Below are 18,759 nucleotides of genomic sequence, written 5' to 3' on the forward strand. Positions count from 1 at the left end.
ACAATTAGTAAGAAATTGATATAATGGTTATATCTGCTACAGATAGAAGGTCCGTTGGTCAAGGGGTTAAGACACCGCCTTTTCACGGCGGTAACACGGGTTCGAATCCCGTACGGACTATTTTATCCGCCATAGCTCAGTTGGTAGTAGCGCATGACTGTTAATCATGATGTCGTAGGTTCGAGTCCTACTGGCGGAGTATAGATAAAAGGGAACACAACTGTGTTCCTCTTTTTGTATCAATTTGTATCACCAAGCATTTTCATAAGGAAGTCTGTTATTTCTTGAGGACTTTCTTTTTTTCCATGTGCAATCCAAGTTTGGCAGATACCAAAAAGTGCGTGAGTTAGATAGATGCTACTATATTCTAATTCAGTGGTATTGAGATTCAGTTGCATAAATCGCTTTTGTAAATCCGTACTAAGCATGATACGAAGTTTATTTCGTAAGAAATTTTGGATTTCTTTAGTCCCATTTTCAGAAAGAAGGGCAGCCAGAAGTGGTTCTGACTCTAGATATTCAAAGACTTCTAAAATAGCGTCTCTTTTGTGATGAGCATGTTTTTGAAAAATATATTCAAATGTATGAAATAGCTTGCTTTGATAGTGCTCAATCATATCATACTTATCCTTATAGTGAGTATAGAAGCTGGAACGACTAATTCCGGCTTTGTCTGCTAACTTGACAGTAGAAATTTGATCAAATGGCTGTTCCATCAGTAATTGTACCATAGCATTTTCAATGGTTCGCTTTGTTTTTAAGCGTTTGTTACTTTCTTGCATATTTCCTCCTTGTAAACAAATTAGACTGTTTGTCTAAAAATGGATTTTTTATCTTGTAATTTAGATTTTTTAATGTATAATCTATTATATCAAAATTTTAGACAATATATTTAAAAAAGGAGAAGATATGTTTAAAGAATGGAAAGCAATTTTTAAAAAACCAACCTTTATTATTGTCATGATAGGGATTTCTCTTATTCCAGCTCTGTACAATATCATATTTTTGTCATCAATGTGGGATCCATATGGGAAAGTGTCTGACTTACCTGTGGCAGTTGTCAATAATGATAAAGAAGCTTCCTATAACGGTAATACCATGGCTATAGGAAAAGACATGGTGTCAAATTTAAAAGAAAATAAAAGCTTAGATTTTCATTTCGTAGATGAAGATGAAGGAAAGAAGGGATTGGAAGATGGCGATTACTATATGGTAGTGACTTTACCAAGTGATTTATCTGAAAAAGCAGCTTCTATTTTAACGAATCATCCAGAGCAAATGCAAATCGATTATCAGACTTCAAGTGGTCATAGTTTTATTGCCAGCAAGATGAGCGATTCTGCGATGACACAATTGAAGCAGAATGTTTCTACAAATGTAACTGAGACCTATACTAAAGCTTTATTTAACAAGATGGTCGAATTAAAGGATGGTATGAATCAAGCAGCTTCTGGTAGTGAAAAATTAACTGATGGAGCGAATCAGTTAGTGACAGGAAGTCAAACATTGACTACTAACCTACACTCTTTAGCAGATTCAAGTTTAACATTTTCAAATGGAACGGAGCAGTTTACCAAAGGATTATCTGCTTATGTTTCTGGTGTTGAACAACTTCATCTTGGCTTAGGGAATTTTAATAGTGGTTTAGTTACATATACTGGTGCAGTAAGTAAATTAGATAGCGGATTAGGTCAATTAGCTTCTAAAAGTCCTGAATTAGTAGGGGGAATCAATCAGTTATATACTGGTGTAGAGGCCTATACTGGGGGTGTTTCTCAGCTCAATACTGGTCTTAATCAATTTTCATCTGGTGTTAGTGCCTATACAAATGGAGTGGGAAATCTTGCAACAGGTGCTAATCAGTTATCTAGTCAATCAGCTACACTTCGAATGGGTGTGGAGCAATTAAGTGAAGGAATTCAACAACTTTCTAGTAAGTTAGATGCTTCGTCTGGGCAAAAAGATCAAATTAATCAATTATCTTCTGGTCTGAATCAGTTAAATCAAGCTATTCAAAATATTGATGTTGGAGATACAAAACAATTGTCTTCTGTTTTATCAAGTATAGTTTCTCTTTCTAATCAAATGTTAGCAAGTGCTCAGTCTGAAAAAGCAACTACATTAGCCAATATTCAATCAACAGCAGCTTATCAATCATTGACAAGTGAGCAACAAGCTGAGATAAGCGCTTCTGTATCTCAAAATTCGACTGATAGTATTCAATCGGCTCAGTCAATTATAGCTTTAGTACAAGGTTTACAGGGAGGATTAGAAAACTTACAAAATCAATCTTCTAATCTTTCAACATTAAAAAATCAAGCCAATCAAGTATTACCGCTTGCTTCTACTTCTTTGACAGGATTGTCAAGTGGATTAACAGAAATACAGGGAGCAGTGACGAGTAAATTAGTTCCTGCCAGTCAGTCGATTGCATCAGGTGTAAATGCATATACTGCAGGTGTTGATAAAGTTTCTCAGGGCGCAAGTCAACTAAGTGAAAAAAATTCCACCTTGACAGGTAGTTTGAACCAATTAGTTTCAGGATCAACTACCTTGACACAAAAATCTTCTAACTTGACAGCAGGAGTTGATAAATTAGTTGAAAAAACTCCAGAATTAGTGTCTGGTATTGAAAAATTATCAACTGGCTCTAACCAATTGAATCAAAAGAGTCAAGAATTGATAGCAGGAGTTGATAAATTGCAGTCAGGCTCTAGCCAACTAGCAGACAAATCCAGTCAGTTACTTTCAGGTGCTTCTCAATTAGAGAATGGAGCTAATAAATTGGCAGATGGATCTGGGAAACTTGCAGAAGGTGGAACAAAGTTAACTTCTGGATTGGAAGATTTACAGATAGGAGTTGCTTCTTTAGGAAAAGGACTAAGTAATGCTAGTGATCAACTCAAATCAGCATCTACGGAATCTCAAAATGCAGAGATTTTGTCAAATCCACTCAATCTTTCAAAAACAGACAATGATCAAGTTCCTGTAAATGGAGTTGCAATGGCTCCTTATATGATATCAGTTGCTCTTTTTGTTGCAGCAATATCAACAAATATGATCTTTGCGAAGCTGCCTTCAGGACGTCATCCAGAGAGCCGTTGGTCTTGGTTGAAATCTAGAGCTGAAATAAATGGTATGATAGCTATTTTAGCAGGAATTTTGGTATATGGAGGAGTTCATCTTATTGGTCTAACTGCAAATCATGAGATGAGAACATTTATCCTCATTATCCTAACAAGTTTAGTATTCATGTCCATGGTGACCGCTTTAACAACATGGAATAGCCGTATAGGAGCTTTCTTTTCTCTTATTTTGCTTTTATTACAGTTAGCATCAAGTGCAGGTACTTACCCACTTGCTTTGACAAATGATTTCTTTAGAGCCATTAATCCTTGGTTACCAATGAGTTATTCAGTTTCGGGATTACGACAAACAATCTCTATGACAGGAAATATTCATCATCAAGTCATTTTCCTTGCCGTTATATTAGTACTATTTATTTGTTTAGGTATGTTAGCCTATCAACCTAAGAAAATGGAAGAAGATTAAAAAAATCGACCAACTGGTCGATTTTTTATGTCTTAGATGACTTTCGTTTGTGATTATAGATTCCAAATAGTAAAAGAGAAGTAAAGGAACAGATTGCTCCAGTAATAAAACCATTGGGAATGAAGGAAAGTGTAATAGTTCCTTTCCCTTTAGGAATATCAACTTTCATAAAACCAGTTTGAGCTTGTTTAATTTCTATTTTCTTACCATCTTGGTAGGCAGACCAACCTTTGTCATAAGGAATGGTGAAGAAAATAGATGTATCTTGTTGGACATCATATCTAGCAAAAACTTTGTTTTTAGAAGTTGATACTGTTACAGGCTGTTCTTTAATTTTTTGAATTGCCTCGGTGAAAGTTTTGGTATCTAAACGATAGAAGGTAGGAGATTCAAATGATACTTGTGAATTTCCAGGGAAACTAACATTGATATTGAAAATCTTTTTCTCTTTTGTATAGCCTAGATTAAAGAAGGAGAAGACATTATCAGTTGTAAAAGTTTTCTTTTTCCCATTGACAAGGATGTCAACCTTTTTTTGTTTGTCATTAGAAAAGTGAAGGTTTGTGAAAGAAAGATAAACTTGGCTGTTTTCTGGCACTTCAATTTGATACTGTATTGATGCATCCTCATTTGAAGAACTTGTGACACTAGTCAAATCATTAGTATTTTCAGTTTTTTCATAGGGGATTGGAGAAAAATAATCAAAATCGACGTTAGCAAGTTGATTTAAAAACGAGGCCTGATTATCTAGAGTGTGTTCAGTGAACTTGACATCATTGTAAACAGATTGACTAGCAAATGCAATCGGAAGAGAGTATTGATTTTCATATAGGGTAAGATTATCTTTTTGATAGATATCTTTAAAACCATACTTATCAATAGGACTGTCTGAGATATTGTACTGGATACCAAATAAACTATCAGCCAAAATACTATTATTTGCATAGCGGAGATTGAGATTAGTCCCAGAGGATTTAAACCCAAGTTTATCCAAAGTAGAGCTTGCTGAACGATTTCGAACAGATGAAAATTGAGAGATTCCATTGTAGTTGAATTTCATACTGTCATTTCCTGTCTGAGTTTGTAGTTTTTCAGTACGAGTAAATTGATTTCCAATATCTGTTGAGAAAGATTCCATAGCTGGGATATCTCGATTATATGAACTTCGAGAAGCAAAACTCCATTCTTTAGCAATTCCGTCCATTTGAGATGAAGCATTTAAACTCATTTCAACCATTATAAATAAAGAGATTAGAATGGCAAATAGATTTACAGAGATAAACTTTTTGATAACTGCAAGGAGTAAAAGCGAATAGACAACCAAAAATTCAAGAGTAAGCAGAATATTCAAATCTGTTAAAAAAGAATAATGCGATTTTAGATAGATGGTAGCTAAAAATCCTGTTACTATAAGAAAAAGCGAAACTAAAAAATTCCAGATTTTAATTTCTTTCAGACGATTTAAGACTTCCGCTGCTGTGTAAATTAACAAGGTAGAGAAAATCCAAGCATAGCGATGTAAAAACATGTTTGGAGTATGCATGCCTTGCCAAAATAAATCAAGAACTTCAATATAAAAGCTTGCAATTAGAAATGTAAAGAAGATTGCATAGATAAGTTTCACGTGAAACTTAATAGATTTCAGCGTAAAAAATAAAATGGTCAAAATAAAGGGAAGTAGTCCAACAAAAATCATTGGGATGGCCCCATACTTTGTTGTATCAAAGGAACCGATGAATTGCTTAGCAAAAAGATCAAGATACCAGCTACTTTCAGTTTGAAACTTTGTAACTTCAGTCAATTTTTCCCCATGTGTCTGTAAATCAAACAGAGTAGGAAGAGTCAGAATCAAACTAGCCATACCAGCTAAAACGGAGGTGATTATGAAATCAAGAAAAGATGATTTTCGGGTTTTAAAGTCCCAAGAAATTTGACAGAGATACCAGAAAATAAGAAACAATGCTGTCATATAGCCAAAATAATAGTTTTGGATAAATAAGATTGACAGACTTGTAAAGTACAATAGGAATTTCTTTTCAGTGATGAGTAGCTGTAAACCAGTTATAATTAAAGGAATCAAGATAAAAACATCTAGCCAGGTTTTTATCTCTAATTGACTGACAGTGAAACTCATCAGAGCATAGGAAGTAGATAAAGCTAGTTTTAAAGGCTTAGGAATCGATTGAAATAGTTTATTTAAACTAAAGTAAGTTGACAGTCCAATCAATCCAAATTTTAAGAGAGTTGTCAGATAGACAGCATCTGGCATATTAGTTATATCAAAAAAGTAAACTAGTGGTGAAAGGAAACTACCCAAGTAATAACTAGATAGGGCATAGAAATTCAATCCTAGGCCACTTGTAAAGGTGTAGAACAAACTACCATTTCCGTGTAGGATATTTCTTAGAGCTATATCAAAAATAACGTATTGATGAAACCCATCTCCTAATAGTGGAGATGTATCGCTATTCCAGTAGATACCTTGAGATAGATATACTCCTATCATAATGATTATGGGAATGATGAAAGAAACAAAATAGGTCCAATATGTTTTAAAAAATAATTTCATGTTACCTCATAAAATGTTAGAAAACTCAGCTGGTTAACCCAACTGAGTTTTGAATTTTTTTAGTCTTTCCAAAGTTCTTTAACTTTTGCTTGTACTTCTGCATTCTCTAGGAATTCATCATAGGTTTCATCGATACGGTCAATGACGCCATTTTTAGACAAAACAATGATATGGTTGGCTAGAGTTTGAATAAACTCGTGGTCATGGCTGGCAAAGATGATTGATTCTTTAAAGTTTTTCAATCCATCATTCAAGCTTGAGATAGATTCCAAGTCTAAGTGATTGGTTGGATCATCAAGTACAAGGACATTTGATTTTAAGAGCATGAGTTTTGAAAGCATGACACGAACTTTTTCTCCCCCTGACAAGACATTTACAGGTTTGTTAACCTCATCTCCAGAGAAGAGCATACGGCCGAGGAAGCCACGTAGGAAAGTATTGTCATCTTCTTCTTTACTTGCGAATTGACGCAACCAGTCAAGGATTGACTCTCCTCCTGCAAAATCTGCCGAGTTATCTTTTGGCAAGTAAGAACGGCTAGTAGTTACTCCCCACTTGACAGTTCCTTCATAGTCAATGTCTCCCATGATTGCACGAATTAATGCAGTCGTTTGGATATCATTTTGTCCAATAAGTGCTGTCTTATCACCTGGACGCAAGATAAAGCTGATATTATCTAAAATAGTCTCACCATCAATCTTTACAGTTAGATTTTCTACTGTCAAGAGATCATTACCAATCTCACGTTCCGCTTTAAAGTTGATAAATGGATATTTACGACTAGATGGTACAATTTCTTCAAGTTCAATCTTATCAAGCATTTTCTTACGTGATGTTGCTTGCCTTGATTTAGAAGCGTTAGCAGAGAAACGAGCAACGAATTCTTGCAATTGTTTAATTTTTTCTTCTGCTTTAGCATTACGGTCTGCTAGCAATTTAGCAGCGAGTTCAGAAGATTCCTTCCAGAAGTCGTAGTTTCCGACATAGAGTTTGATTTTTCCGAAGTCAAGGTCGGCCATGTGAGTACATACTTTGTTTAAGAAGTGACGGTCGTGGGATACTACGATAACAGTGTTATCAAAATCAATCAAGAAGTCTTCTAGCCATGTAATTGATTGGATATCCAAACCATTGGTCGGCTCGTCCAAAAGAAGAACATCTGGTTTACCAAAAAGTGCTTTGGCGAGGAGAACCTTTACTTTTTCACCGTTGGCCAATTCGCTCATATTTTGATAGTGCAATTCTTCTGGGATATTTAGGTTTTGAAGGAGTTGAGAGGCTTCACTTTCTGCTTCCCATCCCCCAAGCTCGGCAAACTCTCCTTCAAGTTCGGCAGCACGCACTCCATCTTCGTCTGAGAAATCTTCCTTCATGTAGATGGCATCTTTCTCTTTCATGATGCTATAAAGTTTTTCATTTCCCATGATAACAACATCAATGGCACGTTCATCTTCATAGTCAAAGTGATTTTGACGAAGAACAGAGAGACGTTCATCTGGACCAAGAGAGATGTGACCAGTAGTAGGTTCGATATCTCCAGCTAAAATTTTTAAAAAGGTTGATTTTCCGGCACCATTAGCACCGATCAATCCGTAAGTATTTCCTTCTGTAAATTTGATATTGACATCATCAAAAAGTTTGCGATCACTAAAACGTAGTGAAACATCAGATACTGTAAGCAATGTTTTTCTCCTATATATGTAATATATTTATTCTACTAGAAAATACGGAAATATTCAAATTTTTATCTATCAATTTTGTGTAAATTAAATTTACAGCATACTTTACACAAATCCGTAAATAGCAAGGCTGATTTATTTTGATAAATTACGGTTATTTCATTAAAAAAATGCTATAATTGAAGGGACTATATCGAAGGAGAACAAAATGACTAAACCCATTATTTTAACAGGAGACCGTCCAACAGGAAAATTGCATATTGGACATTATGTTGGAAGTCTCAAAAATCGAGTATTATTACAGGAAGAGGATAAGTATGATATGTTTGTGTTCTTGGCTGACCAACAAGCTTTGACAGATCATGCTAAAGACCCTCAAACCATTGTAGAGTCTATCGGAAATGTAGCTTTGGATTACCTTGCAGTTGGATTGGATCCAAGTAAATCAACTATCTTTATTCAAAGCCAAATTCCAGAATTAGCTGAGTTGTCTATGTATTATATGAATTTAGTGTCATTAGCACGTTTGGAGCGCAATCCAACTGTCAAGACAGAAATTGCTCAGAAGGAATTTGGAGAAAGCATTCCGACAGGATTTTTGGTTTATCCAATTGCACAAGCAGCTGACATCACAGCCTTTAAGGCCAACTATGTTCCTGTTGGGACAGATCAGAAACCAATGATTGAGCAGACTCGTGAAATTGTTCGTTCTTTTAACAATGCATATAACTGTGATGTCTTGGTAGAACCGGAAGGTATTTATCCAGAAAATGAGAGAGCAGGGCGTTTGCCTGGTTTAGATGGAAATGCTAAAATGTCTAAATCACTCAATAATGGTATTTATTTAGCTGATGATGCGGATACTTTGCGTAAAAAAGTGATGAGTATGTATACAGATCCAGATCATATCCGCGTTGAGGATCCAGGTAAAATTGAAGGAAATATGGTTTTCCATTATCTAGATGTTTTTGGTCGTCCAGAAGATGCTCAAGAAATTGCTGACATGAAAGAACATTATCAACGAGGTGGTCTTGGTGATGTGAAGACCAAGCGTTATCTACTTGAAATATTAGAGCGTGAACTTGGTCCTATTCGTGAGCGCCGTATCGAATTTGCTAAGGATATGGGAGAAGTTTATAATATGCTTCAAAAAGGTAGTGAAAGAGCGCGTGAAGTAGCAGGTCAAACCCTATCTGAGGTTAAAGGTGCAATGGGACTCAATTACTTTAACTAAGTTTATTTTACAAGAAACTATCATTTCTATCTCAAAGAAAAGATAGTTTTTTATTTACCCCTGTAATATTTGACAAATTTTTATAGAATGGTATGATAGATACAATATAAAAAGAGTCAAGCTCAAAAAGAAAGAAAAGAGGAAACTTCGAATGTCTAATTGGGACACTAAATTTTTGAAAAAAGGTTTTACCTTTGATGATGTATTGCTTATTCCAGCTGAAAGTCATGTGTTGCCTAACGATGCTGATTTAACAACTAAATTGGCAGATAATTTGACTTTAAATATCCCAATTATTACCGCTGCCATGGACACAGTTACAGAGAGTCAAATGGCCATTGCTATTGCTCGTGCAGGTGGTCTCGGAGTTATCCATAAAAACATGTCAATTGCTCAACAAGCAGACGAGGTTCGTAAGGTAAAACGTTCTGAAAATGGAGTTATTATTGATCCGTTCTTCTTGACGCCTGAACATACAATTGCTGAAGCAGATGAGCTTATGGGTCGTTATCGCATCAGTGGTGTTCCAGTTGTTGAAACACTTGAAAATCGTAAATTGGTTGGTATTTTGACAAACCGAGATCTTCGTTTTATTTCAGACTATAACCAACCAATCTCAAATCATATGACCAGTGAAAATCTTGTTACTGCTCCTGTAGGTACAGATCTTGCAACGGCTGAAAGCATTCTTCAAGAACACCGTATTGAAAAACTTCCGTTGGTAGATGAAGAAGGCCGTCTTTCTGGTTTGATTACTATCAAAGATATTGAAAAAGTTATTGAGTTTCCAAATGCTGCTAAAGATGAGTTTGGTCGTCTACTAGTTGCAGGTGCAGTAGGTGTTACTTCAGATACATTTGAACGTGCAGAGGCTCTTTTTGAGGCAGGAGCGGATGCGATTGTTATTGATACTGCACATGGTCATTCTGCAGGTGTCTTGCGTAAAATTGCTGAGATTCGTGCTCACTTCCCAGATCGTACTTTGATTGCTGGAAATATTGCAACTGCTGAGGGAGCGCGCGCACTTTACGAAGCAGGTGTAGATGTTGTCAAGGTTGGGATTGGACCAGGTTCAATCTGTACTACTCGTGTGATTGCTGGTGTTGGTGTTCCGCAAGTAACAGCTATCTACGATGCTGCAGCTGTTGCGCGTGAATATGGTAAAACGATCATTGCCGACGGTGGAATCAAGTATTCTGGAGATATTGTAAAAGCCCTTGCTGCAGGTGGAAATGCAGTTATGCTTGGATCAATGTTTGCTGGAACTGATGAAGCTCCAGGTGAAACTGAAATCTTCCAAGGACGTAAGTTCAAGACTTACCGTGGTATGGGATCAATCGCTGCTATGAAAAAAGGTTCAAGTGATCGTTACTTCCAAGGTTCTGTCAATGAAGCAAACAAACTTGTTCCAGAAGGAATTGAAGGTCGTGTTGCTTATAAAGGAGCGGCAGCTGATATTGTCTTTCAAATGATTGGTGGTATTCGCTCTGGTATGGGTTACTGTGGTGCAGCGAACCTTAAAGAGCTACACGATAATGCTCAATTTATTGAAATGTCTGGTGCTGGTTTGAAAGAAAGCCATCCTCATGATGTACAAATTACTAATGAGGCACCAAATTATTCTATGTAAAAAAACAATGAAAAGAACTCCAGTAAAAACAGGAGTTCTTTTACAATGTTGTCAATTTTCATTTACAGCAACTTTACCATCCTGAATAGTGAAGATACTTAGATTTTCTGGCAAATTTTGAAGATGATCTAAGCTTGTTGTTGTTATAAAGGTTTGGATTGACTGAGAAATCGTTTCTAATAATTTTAACTGTCTAGTGTTGTCAAGTTCACTCATGACATCGTCAAGTAATAATATCGGAGATTCTGTAGTAATACTTTCCATTAATTCGATTTCTGCTAATTTTATCGAGAGGACGAGACTACGATGTTGGCCTTGACTTCCGAAACTAGCATCCATCCCATTTATATAAAAAGAAATGTCATCTCGATGAGGCCCAACACCAGTATTCTTTTTAAATAAATCTCTGGACCTACTTTTTTCTAAAGCAATTTTGAAAGATTCTGATAAGTCTTCTTTTTCAGTTGACTTTACAGAAGATTGATAGGATATTGACAACTCTTCAATCTGATTAGAAAGTTCAAAATGTTTCTTACGACCAAAATGCTCTAGTTTTTTTATAAAATCTAAGCGGTGATTCATTACACGACATCCATAATCGACTAGCTGATCATCTAGTACTGAAAGGAAGGTTTCATCTATTTTTTGAGCTGATTTTAAATAGGTATTTCTTTGCTTAAGAATATGGTTATAATTGGTTAAATCTGATAAATAGATTGGCTTAATTTGCCCAAGCTCCATATCAATAAATTTTCGTCGAACTGAAGGTGCTCCTTTAATTAGTTGTAAATCTTCAGGAGCAAATAAGACAACATTCATGTGTCCTACATAATCTGAAAGGCGTGCCTGTTTTAAATGATTAACTTTTGTCACACGGCCTTTTTGTGTTAGTTCTATTTCTAGGGGAATGGATCCAGTTTTTTTCTGAACTAGACCTGAAAGATGAAGTTGTTCCTCATCAAAATGAATGAGATTTTTATCTGTTCGAGTTCGATGACTACGAGTTAAGGCTAAAAAATAGATAGCCTCTAGTATATTTGTTTTTCCTTGAGCATTGCGTCCTAAAAAGATATTTAATTTAGGATTAAAGTCTATTTTCGTCTCTTTGTAGTTACGAAAAGTTTTGAGAGATAGGTGTTGTAGCCACATGATTATCTACCAGGGAATCGTGGAGCTTGTTTGCTTTTAGGTGATGAAGTAGGTTTCGATTTGTCTCTTTTAAATCCCTTATTCATCTCTTTGACAAGTTTAGCGATCCGTTCTTTTTCAACTTTATCAGCTTGATATTCCTCTTGCTCCTCAGAAGTAGGTTGTGTCAATAAGATGTCAATATTCATGTCAGGTATGTCAATTTTATCACCAATGCGAAGTTTTTTACCACGACGACTCTCTAATTCCCCATTAAAGTAAACAGAATGTTCAGAGAGAAATGATTTGATAGCTCCTCCGCTATGTGTAATTCCAAGTTCTTTGAGTAGTGCTTGGAGGGTAATAAATTCTTCAAATAATTTGTATTCCATAATTCACCTCAATCTTTGGTATTATACCATATTTTCCTAAAAATAGTGAGAGAAACAGGGAGAAATGTAAGCGATTTTTATTTCAAAAGTGTTACAGGGAACAAGAAAATTTCAGGTTTTCGTGATATAATAGAAGTCTGTATATGAGGAGGTAAATCATGGAGTTAGTGCATGGAATTTCAACACATTTTATCCAATCAAAGAAGTTTAAAACGAACAAAATTACCGTGCGTTTTACCTCTCCATTATCTCTTGATACGATTACAGGTCGCATGTTGAGTGCGAGTATGCTAGAAACGTCCAACCAGATGTACCCCACTTCTCAAGCTTTGAGAAGACACTTGGCCAGTCTATATGGTACAGATATGTCAACCAATTGTTTTAGAAGAGGGCAAAGTCATATTGTAGAATTGACATTTACCTATGTTCGTGATGAGTTTTTAAGTAGGAAAAATGTGCTAACTTCTCAGGTTTTGGAACTAGTAAAAGAAACTCTTTTTTCCCCCGTCGTAGTTGATAATGGGTTTGATTCGGCCTTATTTGAAATTGAGAAAAAACAATTGCTAGCAAGTTTAGCAGCTGATATGGATGATTCTTTTTATTTTGCACATAAAGAATTAGATAAATTATTTTTTCATGATGAACGTCTCCAATTGGAATACAGTGATTTACGAAATCGTATTTTAACTGAAACTCCACAAAGTTCTTCTTCTTGTTTCCAAGAATTTTTGGCCAATGATCGAATAGATTTCTTTTTCTTAGGTGATTTTAATGAGATTGAAATTCAAAATGTATTAGAATCATTTGGTTTTAAAGGTCGAGAAGGAACTGTGAAGGTTCAGTATTGTCAACCTTATTCCAATATTCTGCAAGAGGGTATGATTCGGAAAAATGTGGGACAGTCCATTTTAGAGTTGGGCTATCATTGTCCTTCTGAATATGGTGATGAGCAACATTTACCCATGATTGTAATGAATGGTTTACTTGGTGTATTTGCTCACTCTAAACTATTTACAAATGTCCGTGAAAATGCTGGATTGGCTTATACTATTTCAAGTCAGCTTGATTTGTTTAGTGGATTCTTGAGGATGTATGCTGGCATTGATCGAGAAAATAGGAATCAGGCTAGAAAAATGATGAATAATCAATTACTTGATTTAAAAAAAGGTTATTTTACAGAGCTTGAGCTAGAGCAGACAAAGGAAATGATTCGTCGGTCTTTGTTGCTTTCTCAAGATAATCAAGGTTCATTGATTGAACGTGCTTATCAAAATGCCTTACTTGGAAAATCTTCAGCAGACTTTAAAAGTTGGATTGCAAAACTCGAGCAAGTTGACAAAGAGGCTATTTGTAGAGCAGCTAATAATGTGAAACTACAGGCGATTTACTTTATGGAAGGAATAGAATGACAAAGGTTGTTTTTGAAGAAAAATACTATCCAGCTGTAAAAGAAATGGTTTATCAAACTCGTTTGTCAAATGGATTGACAGTTGCTCTTTTGCCTAAAAAGGAATTTAAAGAGGTTTACGGGAGTGTAACTGTACAGTTTGGTTCGGTAGATACGCTTGTCACAGAAGTTGACGGAGATGTAAAAGAATATCCTGGAGGAATTGCTCATTTTCTTGAACATAAATTATTTGAGAGAGAAGATGCTAGCGATTTGATGTCAGCTTTTACGAGTCTAGGTGCAGATAGTAATGCCTTTACAAGCTTTACAAAAACAAACTATCTTTTTTCAGCAACGGATCATCTCTTAGAGAATGTAAATTTACTTGATGAATTGGTGACATCAGCACATTTTACTGAAGATTCCATTTTAAGAGAGCAGGATATTATCCAGCAAGAACGAGAAATGTATCAAGATGATCCAGATTCGTGTTTATTCTTTTTAACTCTAGCGAATTTGTATCCTGGCACACCTTTAGCAACTGATATAGTTGGAAGTGAGGAGTCCATTTCCCAAATCAATCTAATTAATTTGCAAGAAAATTTTACAAGATTTTACAAACCTGTAAACATGTCTCTGTTTTTAGTTGGTAATTTTGATGTGGATCAAGTACAGGACTATTTTGAAAGAAAAGAACTGGAAGATTTAGATGTTCAGGAAGTAGCAAGAGAAAAGTTTGTTTTAAAAGATGTAAAGCAAACAGACAGTATGAGAATGGAAGTATCTTCTCCTAAACTAGCGATTGGTGTTAGAGGTAAACAAGATGTTGCTGAGGATGATTGCTATCGACATCATATTTTATTAAAATTATTGTTTGCAATGATGTTTGGTTGGACTTCGGATCGTTTTCAAAAGTTATATGAATCAGGTAAAATTGATGCGTCCTTATCTCTTGAAGTTGAAGTAACAAGTCGCTTTCATTTTGTTATGTTGACAATGGATACAAAAGAGCCAGTTGCTTTATCTCATCAGTTTAAAAAGGCTATTCGTAATTTTACAAAGGATTTAGATATTACAGAGGATCATTTAGATATTATAAAAAGAGAGATGTTTGGAGAATTTTTCAGTAGCATGAACTCTCTTGAATTTATTGCAACGCAATATGATGCTTTTGGACAAGGTGAGACAATCTTTGATTTGCCAAAGATTTTACAGGAAATTACTTTAGAGGATGTCCTTGATGCTGGATATCATTTAATAGATGATGGTGATATAGTTGATTTTACAATATTCCCATCGTAGTAACTAATCATAATAGACACTAGAAACATAATAGAAACTAGAAAGAAGGAATGACAAGTATGAGGAAAAAAACAATTGGTGAGGTTTTACGTTTAGCTAGAACTAACCAAGGGTTGACTTTAGAAGAATTACATAAAAAAACAGAAATTCAGTTAGATATGTTGGAAGCAATGGAAGCTGATGATTTTGATCAACTTCCTAGTCCATTTTATACTCGTTCTTTTTTGCGTAAGTATGCATGGGCAGTTGAGCTAGATGAGCGAATTGTCTTGGATGCTTATGATTCTGGGAGCATGATTACTTATGAGGAAGTAGATGTTGATGAAGACGAGTTGACAGGCAGGAGACGTTCAAGTAAGAAAAATAAGACATCATTTTTACCTTTATTTTATTTTATACTCTTTGCACTATCGATTGTCATTTTTGTGACTTATTATGTTTGGAATTATCTCCAGACTCAACCGGAGCGTTCATCTGCGTCTAGTTATAGTGTAGTCCAAGCAACAAGCTCGACTAGTTCTGCAACTCCATCTTCAACTAGTAGTAGTTCATCAAGTAATTCTTCGAATACTGAACCAGCTATAACGGTATCGGGTGAAGGAAATCGAGTAGAAGTTGCTTATAAAACGAGTAAAGACACTGCAAAATTGCAATTATCAGTGTCAGATGCTAGAAGTTGGGTTAGTGTTTCAGAAAGTGATCTTGAGGGGGGTGTGACTTTATCACCGGATAATAAAAGTGCGGAAACAAGCGTTTCAACTAAAAATCCTGTAATAATTACGTTAGGTGTTGTAAAAGGTGTTGCTTTGACAGTAGATAATCAGACTGTTGATTTATCGAAATTAACAGCTCAGACTGGACAAATCAATGTAACCTTTACTAAAAATTAAGGAAAAACGAATGAAAAAAGAACAAATTCCAAATATCTTAACAATAGGTCGAATTCTTTTTATACCTATTTTTATCTTTATTTTAACAGTAGGAAATTCGATAGAGAGTCATATAGTAGCAGCTATTATCTTTGCGATTGCCAGTATCACAGACTACTTAGATGGATATTTAGCTCGTAAATGGAATGTGGTCAGTAATTTTGGTAAATTTGCAGATCCTATGGCGGATAAGCTACTAGTTATGTCGGCTTTTATTATGCTGATTGAGTTAGGTATGGCTCCGGCTTGGATTGTTGCAATGATTATTTGTCGTGAGTTGGCTGTGACAGGTTTGAGGCTTTTACTGGTTGAAACTGGTGGAACAGTTTTAGCAGCAGCAATGCCTGGAAAAATTAAAACTTTCAGTCAGATGTTTGCCATTATTTTCTTGCTATTACATTGGACTTTGCTTGGTCAAGTTCTACTTTATGTAGCCTTGTTTTTCACTATCTACTCTGGCTATGATTATTTCAAGGGTAGTGCCTATGTATTTAAAGGGACATTTGGTTCGAAATGAAATCAGTAATTGATGTAAAAAATCTTTCTTTTCGCTATAAGGAAAGTCAGGAATATTACGATGTGAAGGATATTACGTTTCACGTGAAACGTGGAGAATGGCTTTCGATTGTAGGGCATAATGGTAGTGGTAAATCAACGACGGTTCGCTTAATTGATGGCTTACTGGAAGCAGAATCCGGAGAGATTGTAATTGATGGCCAACGGCTGACTGAGGAAAATGTTTGGAATATACGTCGTCAAATCGGTATGGTTTTTCAAAATCCAGACAATCAATTTGTTGGAGCGACTGTTGAAGATGATGTTGCCTTTGGTTTGGAAAATCAGGGACTTTCTCGTCAAGAAATGAAAAAGAGAGTGGAAGAAGCTCTGGATTTGGTTGGCATGTTGGACTTTAAAAAGAGAGAGCCAGCGCGTCTATCAGGTGGCCAAAAGCAACGTGTGGCTATTGCAGGTGTTGTAGCCCTAAGACCAGCTATTTTAATCTTAGATGAAGCAACGAGTATGTTGGATCCTGAGGGGCGTAGAGAACTGATTGATACAGTAAAAGGAATTCGGAAAGACTATGATATGACGGTCATTTCCATTACACATGATTTGGAAGAAGTTGCCATGAGTGATCGTGTGTTGGTCATGAAAAAAGGGGAAATTGAATCAACCAGCAGTCCAAGAGAACTTTTCTCTCGTAATGATTTAGATCAAATTGGATTAGACGATCCTTTTTCCAATCAATTAAAACATTCTTTGAGCCAGAATGGCTATGATTTGCCTGAAAATTATTTGACAGAAAGTGAGCTAGAGGATAAACTATGGGAATTGCTCTAGAAAATGTGAGTTTTACGTATCAAGAAGGAACTCCCTTAGCTTCAACAGCTTTGTCGGATGTTTCCTTGACGATTGAAGATGGTTCTTATACGGCTTTAATTGGGCACACAGGTAGCGGCAAATCAACTATTTTACAACTATTAGATGGTTTATTGGTGCCAAGCCAAGGAAGTGTACGAGTTTTTGATACCTTAATCACCTCGACTTCTAAAAACAAAGATATTCGTCAAATTAGAAAACAGGTTGGCTTGGTATTTCAGTTTGCTGAAAATCAGATCTTTGAAGAAACGGTTTTGAAAGATGTTGCTTTTGGACCGCAAAATTTTGGAGTTTCTGAAGAAGATGCGGAGCAGATTGCGCGTGAGAAACTGGCTCTGGTTGGAATTGATGAATCACTTTTTGATCGCAGTCCGTTTGAGCTATCAGGTGGACAAATGAGACGTGTGGCCATTGCAGGCATACTTGCCATGGAACCAGCCATATTAGTCTTAGATGAGCCCACAGCAGGCCTAGATCCCCTGGGAAGAAAAGAGCTGATGAATTTATTCAAAAAACTCCACCAGTCAGGGATGACCATTGTTTTGGTAACGCATTTGATGGATGATGTTGCTGAATATGCAAATCAAGTCTATGTGATGGAAAAGGGACGTTTAGTTAAGGGTGGTAAACCAAGTGATGTCTTTCAAGATGTTGTCTTTATGGAAGAAGTGCAGTTGGGAGTACCTAAAATTACATCCTTTTGTAAACGATTGGCTGATAGAGGCGTGTCATTTAAACGATTACCGATTAAGATAGAGGAGTTCAAGGAGTCGCTAAATGGATAGTATGATTTTGGGGCGTTATATCCCAGGGGATTCGATAGTTCACCGATTGGATCCACGCAGCAAATTACTGGCTATGATGCTACTGATTTTGATCGTTTTTTGGGCTAATAATCCCTTGACGAATCTAATTCTTTTTATAGCGACAGGGATATTTATTGCTTTGTCAGGAGTATCTCTTTCATTTTTTATTCAGGGCTTGAAGTCTATGTTTTTCTTGATTGCCTTCACAACTATTTTTCAACTGTTTTTCATTTCTAATGGGAATGTTTTATTTGAGTTTTCGTTTGTGAGAATTACGGATTATGCTTTGCAACAAGCTGGAATTATCTTTTGTCGCTTTGTATTGATTATTTTCTTTTCAACTTTGTTAACCTTAACGACCATGCCCTTAAGTTTGGCATCAGCTGTCGAAGCTCTATTAGCACCTTTAAAGAGTATGAAAGTTCCAGTTCATGAAATTGGATTGATGCTGTCTATGAGTTTGCGTTTTGTCCCAACCTTGATGGATGATACGACGCGGATTATGAATGCACAGAAAGCGCGTGGAGTGGATTTTGGAGAAGGAAGTATTGTTCAAAAGGTGAAGGCTATGATTCCCATTTTGATTCCTCTTTTTGCGACAAGTTTAAAACGTGCGGATTCCTTGGCTATCGCAATGGAAGCGCGTGGTTATCAGGGTGGAAAAGGCAGAAGTCAATACAGACAACTGAAATGGACTCGAAAGGATACGCTGACCATTCTTGTTATTATCATACTTGGTTGTTGCTTATTTTTCTTAAAATCTTAGTAGCT

15 protein-coding genes and 2 tRNA genes are annotated in these 18,759 nt (G+C 36.0%); 12 read left to right on the forward strand and 5 right to left on the reverse strand.

Translation table 11 applies throughout. The features are described from left to right. Window positions 1–48: 48 nt before the first annotated feature. Window positions 49–120, forward strand: a tRNA-Glu gene (locus QM408_RS00120). A 5-nt stretch (window positions 121–125) separates the two neighbouring features. Next, a tRNA-Asn gene (locus tag QM408_RS00125) sits at window positions 126–199 on the forward strand. A gap of 40 nt (window positions 200–239) precedes the next feature. Here QM408_RS00125 and QM408_RS00130 read toward each other — a convergent pair. Next, the gene (locus QM408_RS00130; protein WP_084947687.1) at window positions 240–782 is read right to left on the reverse strand and encodes a TetR/AcrR family transcriptional regulator; all 543 of its coding nucleotides are present in this window, start codon (window positions 780–782) and stop codon (window positions 240–242) included. Window positions 783–909: 127 nt separating this feature from the next. Between QM408_RS00130 and QM408_RS00135 the strand changes: the two genes are divergently transcribed. Continuing rightward, window positions 910–3,552 carry a YhgE/Pip family protein gene (locus QM408_RS00135; RefSeq protein WP_414373175.1) on the forward strand — a complete coding sequence of 881 codons (2,643 nt, stop codon included), beginning with the start codon at window positions 910–912 and terminating at the stop codon, window positions 3,550–3,552. Between the two features lie 25 nt (window positions 3,553–3,577). On the opposite strand, the gene QM408_RS00140 is transcribed toward QM408_RS00135, so the two are convergent. Together QM408_RS00140 and QM408_RS00145 are read right to left on the reverse strand one after the other, a co-directional pair. Next, window positions 3,578–6,121 (reverse strand): YfhO family protein, encoded by a 2,544-nt coding sequence (locus tag QM408_RS00140; RefSeq protein WP_414373178.1) that lies wholly within the window; start codon window positions 6,119–6,121, stop codon window positions 3,578–3,580. Window positions 6,122–6,180: 59 nt separating this feature from the next. Beyond that, the gene (locus tag QM408_RS00145; RefSeq protein WP_000958774.1) at window positions 6,181–7,803 is read right to left on the reverse strand and encodes an ATP-binding cassette domain-containing protein; all 1,623 of its coding nucleotides are present in this window, start codon (window positions 7,801–7,803) and stop codon (window positions 6,181–6,183) included. A gap of 205 nt (window positions 7,804–8,008) precedes the next feature. Between QM408_RS00145 and trpS the strand changes: the two genes are divergently transcribed. After that, the gene (gene trpS / locus QM408_RS00150; RefSeq protein ID WP_000165449.1) at window positions 8,009–9,034 is read left to right on the forward strand and encodes a tryptophan--tRNA ligase; all 1,026 of its coding nucleotides are present in this window, start codon (window positions 8,009–8,011) and stop codon (window positions 9,032–9,034) included. Between the two features lie 151 nt (window positions 9,035–9,185). Next, window positions 9,186–10,664, forward strand: coding sequence for an IMP dehydrogenase (gene guaB / locus QM408_RS00155; protein ID WP_000073418.1), 1,479 nt, complete (start codon window positions 9,186–9,188; stop codon window positions 10,662–10,664). A 51-nt stretch (window positions 10,665–10,715) separates the two neighbouring features. Here guaB and recF read toward each other — a convergent pair whose 3' ends face one another. Then, window positions 10,716–11,813, reverse strand: coding sequence for a DNA replication/repair protein RecF (gene recF / locus QM408_RS00160; protein WP_000266646.1), 1,098 nt, complete (start codon window positions 11,811–11,813; stop codon window positions 10,716–10,718). A 2-nt stretch (window positions 11,814–11,815) separates the two neighbouring features. Beyond that, window positions 11,816–12,184, reverse strand: a complete 369-nt coding sequence (gene yaaA, locus QM408_RS00165) for a S4 domain-containing protein YaaA (protein ID WP_000455896.1) — start codon at window positions 12,182–12,184, stop codon at window positions 11,816–11,818. A gap of 158 nt (window positions 12,185–12,342) precedes the next feature. Here yaaA and yfmF point away from each other — a divergent pair, with 158 nt between their 5' ends. Genes yfmF through QM408_RS00200 form a run of 7 tightly spaced genes read left to right on the forward strand, consistent with a single transcriptional unit; the run spans window position 12,343 to window position 18,754 of the window. Further along, window positions 12,343–13,593 carry an EF-P 5-aminopentanol modification-associated protein YfmF gene (yfmF, locus tag QM408_RS00170; protein WP_261150253.1) on the forward strand — a complete coding sequence of 417 codons (1,251 nt, stop codon included), beginning with the start codon at window positions 12,343–12,345 and terminating at the stop codon, window positions 13,591–13,593. Further along, window positions 13,590–14,873: an EF-P 5-aminopentanol modification-associated protein YfmH gene (gene yfmH / locus QM408_RS00175; RefSeq protein ID WP_261150252.1), complete on the forward strand. Its 1,284-nt coding sequence runs from the start codon at window positions 13,590–13,592 to the stop codon at window positions 14,871–14,873. The genes yfmF and yfmH overlap by 4 nt, the downstream gene beginning before the upstream one ends. Before the next feature lie 59 nt (window positions 14,874–14,932). Continuing rightward, window positions 14,933–15,763: a cytoskeleton protein RodZ gene (gene rodZ, locus QM408_RS00180; RefSeq protein ID WP_261150251.1), complete on the forward strand. Its 831-nt coding sequence runs from the start codon at window positions 14,933–14,935 to the stop codon at window positions 15,761–15,763. A 10-nt stretch (window positions 15,764–15,773) separates the two neighbouring features. After that, window positions 15,774–16,319, forward strand: coding sequence for a CDP-diacylglycerol--glycerol-3-phosphate 3-phosphatidyltransferase (gene pgsA, locus QM408_RS00185; protein ID WP_261150249.1), 546 nt, complete (start codon window positions 15,774–15,776; stop codon window positions 16,317–16,319). After that, complete coding sequence (locus QM408_RS00190; RefSeq protein ID WP_261150248.1) at window positions 16,316–17,143, forward strand: energy-coupling factor ABC transporter ATP-binding protein; 828 nt, start codon at window positions 16,316–16,318, stop codon at window positions 17,141–17,143. The genes pgsA and QM408_RS00190 overlap by 4 nt, the downstream gene beginning before the upstream one ends. Further along, a complete protein-coding gene (locus QM408_RS00195) occupies window positions 17,128–17,967 on the forward strand; it encodes an energy-coupling factor transporter ATPase (protein WP_049499102.1) in 840 nt (279 codons plus the stop codon). Before QM408_RS00190 ends, QM408_RS00195 begins: the two co-directional genes overlap by 16 nt. Further along, the gene (locus tag QM408_RS00200) at window positions 17,960–18,754 is read left to right on the forward strand and encodes an energy-coupling factor transporter transmembrane component T family protein (protein WP_000377896.1); all 795 of its coding nucleotides are present in this window, start codon (window positions 17,960–17,962) and stop codon (window positions 18,752–18,754) included. Before QM408_RS00195 ends, QM408_RS00200 begins: the two co-directional genes overlap by 8 nt. The last annotated feature ends 5 nt before the right edge of the window (window positions 18,755–18,759 follow it).

Source organism: Streptococcus mitis (assembly GCF_047464965.1).
Taxonomy (GTDB): domain Bacteria; phylum Bacillota; class Bacilli; order Lactobacillales; family Streptococcaceae; genus Streptococcus; species Streptococcus mitis_DU.

What these genes read in the sequence shown, in the direction of transcription:
- QM408_RS00130 (WP_084947687.1), bottom strand. Translation starts at nt 782, where the DNA reads ATGCAAGAAAGTAACAAACGCTTAAAAACAAAGCGAACCATTGAAAAT.
- QM408_RS00135 (WP_414373175.1), top strand. Translation starts at nt 910, where the DNA reads ATGTTTAAAGAATGGAAAGCAATTTTTAAAAAACCAACCTTTATTATT.
- QM408_RS00140 (WP_414373178.1), bottom strand. Translation starts at nt 6,121, where the DNA reads ATGAAATTATTTTTTAAAACATATTGGACCTATTTTGTTTCTTTCATC.
- trpS (WP_000165449.1), top strand. Translation starts at nt 8,009, where the DNA reads ATGACTAAACCCATTATTTTAACAGGAGACCGTCCAACAGGAAAATTG.
- guaB (WP_000073418.1), top strand. Translation starts at nt 9,186, where the DNA reads ATGTCTAATTGGGACACTAAATTTTTGAAAAAAGGTTTTACCTTTGAT.
- recF (WP_000266646.1), bottom strand. Translation starts at nt 11,813, where the DNA reads ATGTGGCTACAACACCTATCTCTCAAAACTTTTCGTAACTACAAAGAG.
- yaaA (WP_000455896.1), bottom strand. Translation starts at nt 12,184, where the DNA reads ATGGAATACAAATTATTTGAAGAATTTATTACCCTCCAAGCACTACTC.
- yfmF (WP_261150253.1), top strand. Translation starts at nt 12,343, where the DNA reads ATGGAGTTAGTGCATGGAATTTCAACACATTTTATCCAATCAAAGAAG.
- yfmH (WP_261150252.1), top strand. Translation starts at nt 13,590, where the DNA reads ATGACAAAGGTTGTTTTTGAAGAAAAATACTATCCAGCTGTAAAAGAA.
- rodZ (WP_261150251.1), top strand. Translation starts at nt 14,933, where the DNA reads ATGAGGAAAAAAACAATTGGTGAGGTTTTACGTTTAGCTAGAACTAAC.
- pgsA (WP_261150249.1), top strand. Translation starts at nt 15,774, where the DNA reads ATGAAAAAAGAACAAATTCCAAATATCTTAACAATAGGTCGAATTCTT.
- QM408_RS00190 (WP_261150248.1), top strand. Translation starts at nt 16,316, where the DNA reads ATGAAATCAGTAATTGATGTAAAAAATCTTTCTTTTCGCTATAAGGAA.
- QM408_RS00195 (WP_049499102.1), top strand. Translation starts at nt 17,128, where the DNA reads ATGGGAATTGCTCTAGAAAATGTGAGTTTTACGTATCAAGAAGGAACT.
- QM408_RS00200 (WP_000377896.1), top strand. Translation starts at nt 17,960, where the DNA reads ATGGATAGTATGATTTTGGGGCGTTATATCCCAGGGGATTCGATAGTT.